Genomic DNA, 1,463 nt, shown 5'->3' with positions numbered 1-1,463 from the left:
GCGAAGTCCAGTTAAGCCTTGAGAGAAGGACATATCTGATCTCCACGATATTGAGCTATGCCTTCGGATTTCAATTGCTTTCTCTCTTTTTATTCATTTATACCTCGGATAATCTTCATGGTTTGTTTGTCGGAGCGATGTGCGCGGCTGGCACTCTTAATGTCAACGGCTACGGTTATCCGGCGCTGATATTAAAGATCGTGGTTTTTTTGCTCTCCGGATTATGGCTGCTCCTGAATTACGCGGACAACAGGGCGTACGATTATCCGCTCGTTAAAAATAAATATCTTTTCCTTTTATTTATCGCGCCGTTTTTTTAATCGAGACGATTGTGCTTTCGATGTATCTCTTAAGCCTCAGGGCGGATGTGATCACGTCATGCTGCGGAGCGCTTTTCAGTTCGGGGAAAGAGGGGTTTATGTCGGAAGTCGCCTCTCTGCCTTCAGTGCCGGCGAAATTCGTCTTTTTTGCGTCGATTACCCTGACGATATTATCCGGAGTTTATTTTTATATGAAAGGCAGGGGCGCATATCTGTTTTCATCGCTTTCCGCGATAAGCTTTGTAACTTCGATAGCTGCTATAATCTCTTTTATATCCCTTTATTTTTACGAACTGCCTGCGCATCATTGCCCCTTCGACATATTACAAAAGGAATATAATTATATCGGTTATCCGATGTATATCGCTCTTTTTACGGCAGCGGTCTGCGGCATGGGAGCGGGGATTTTGAATCCTTTCAGAAAAAAGGAGAGCCTTAGAAATGTTATCCCGTTATTTCAAAAGAGGCTTGTCGCGGCATCTTTGATGGGGTATATAGTATTTTTAGGGATTTCGGTATATCCGATGATATTTTCGGACTTTAAACTTTACGGTTATTAATTCCCAATAAGGCCGAGAACGCTTTCCCCTGCTTTAACCCTATCGCCTGATTTTACTTTTATTTCTGTATTCTTCGGCAGATAAATATCGAGCCTCGAACTGAATTTAATAATTCCATACCTATCGCCTTTTTTAAGCGCGTCTCCGGGCTTTACCCTGCATACAGCCCTCCGTGCAACAAATCCAGCAACCTGACGGACAAGCACCTTGCCGTGCTTTGTATTAAGCAGCATGGCGATGTTTTCATTCTGCAAAGATGCTTCGTGTTTAAAGGCGGACAGAAATTTTCCAGATGTATGAACTACTGATTCCACGACCCCATCGCATGGCGCCCTGTTTACATGGACATTCAGAGGGGACATAAAGATGCTGACTTCGATGGCATCGTTTTTTAGATGCTGATCTTCCCGAACATTTTTTATCAGTATGACCTTACCATCGGCAGGTGACACGAAGATATTATCTCCTTCAGGTGCAATCCTTTCGGGGTCTCTGAAGAAATACAGCATAAAGAGCGTAAGAATGAACGGTAAAAGGGCTACCCATATCCCGCCTGTTATGAAGAATGAGATAATGGTTAATA

At 43.3% G+C, this 1,463-nt stretch carries 2 protein-coding genes and 1 pseudogene; 2 read left to right on the top strand and 1 reads right to left on the bottom strand.

The window, feature by feature from the left end; translation table 11 throughout:
• Positions 1–320, top strand: a pseudogene (locus tag V7L97_RS09935) (hypothetical protein); the annotation flags it as partial.
• Between the two features lie 11 nt (positions 321–331).
• The gene (locus tag V7L97_RS09930; RefSeq protein ID WP_333655544.1) at positions 332–880 is read left to right on the top strand and encodes a hypothetical protein; all 549 of its coding nucleotides are present in this window, start codon (positions 332–334) and stop codon (positions 878–880) included.
• Here the strand turns inward: V7L97_RS09930 and V7L97_RS09925 are convergent.
• A partial coding sequence (locus V7L97_RS09925) for a phosphatidylserine decarboxylase family protein (RefSeq protein WP_333655541.1) occupies positions 877–1,463 on the bottom strand: 587 nt, incomplete at its 5' end. The genes V7L97_RS09930 and V7L97_RS09925 overlap by 4 nt on opposite strands.

It is taken from the genome of Dissulfurispira sp., assembly GCF_036745535.1.
Classification (GTDB): Bacteria; Nitrospirota; Thermodesulfovibrionia; order Thermodesulfovibrionales; family Dissulfurispiraceae; genus Dissulfurispira.
Note: the sequence above shows the minus strand (reverse complement) of the source record. Positions and strands in the feature narration are given on the sequence as shown.